At 66.1% G+C, this 554-nt stretch carries 1 protein-coding gene; it reads right to left on the bottom strand.

Features of this window, described 5'->3' with window-relative positions; all coding sequences use genetic code 11:
- Positions 1-554 (bottom strand): integrase core domain-containing protein (locus tag IEX37_RS15865; protein WP_188757343.1); only part of this gene is annotated, 554 nt, incomplete at both ends.

Genomic DNA, 554 nt, shown 5'->3' with positions numbered 1-554 from the left:
TGTCCAGGTAGGTTGTTGAGTCTGCTGATGGGCGGGGCTCCGATGGCGGAGTGGCGCCTGTGGTGATTGTAGAAGTGAAGCCAGCCCGGGAGGGCTGCTCGGCGTTCGGCCTCTGAATCGTAGAACCGGGCGTATGCCCAGCCGTCGGCGAGGGTGCGATGGAACCGCTCGATCTTGCCGTTGGTTTGCGGTCGATAGGGACGGGTGCGTTTGGGTGTGATGCCGAGTTCGGCGCAGGCGTCGCGCCAGGCGAATGACCGGTAACAGGATCCGTTGTCGGACAGGACGCGTTCGATGGGAACCCCGCGTTCGGCGAACCAAGCGACGGCTCGACGCAGGACAGCGGTGGCGGTGGCGGCCTTCTCATCGTTGTGGACTTCGACGTAGGCGACGCGGGAGTGATCGTCGATGACGGTGTGGAAGAACCCTGTCCCGGTGCGCGGTTTGTAGTCCTTCCCGCGGGGCAGCCCGGGGGTGTCACGCCTGTTCTGGGCCCCCAGTCGGCGGCCGACGAATCGGTGCCCGCCGCCGTCGGGGATGCGACCGAACTTGGT

This window comes from Microbacterium album (assembly GCF_014643695.1).
Classification (GTDB): domain Bacteria; phylum Actinomycetota; class Actinomycetes; order Actinomycetales; family Microbacteriaceae; genus Microbacterium; species Microbacterium album.
Note: the sequence above shows the minus strand (reverse complement) of the source record. Positions and strands in the feature narration are given on the sequence as shown.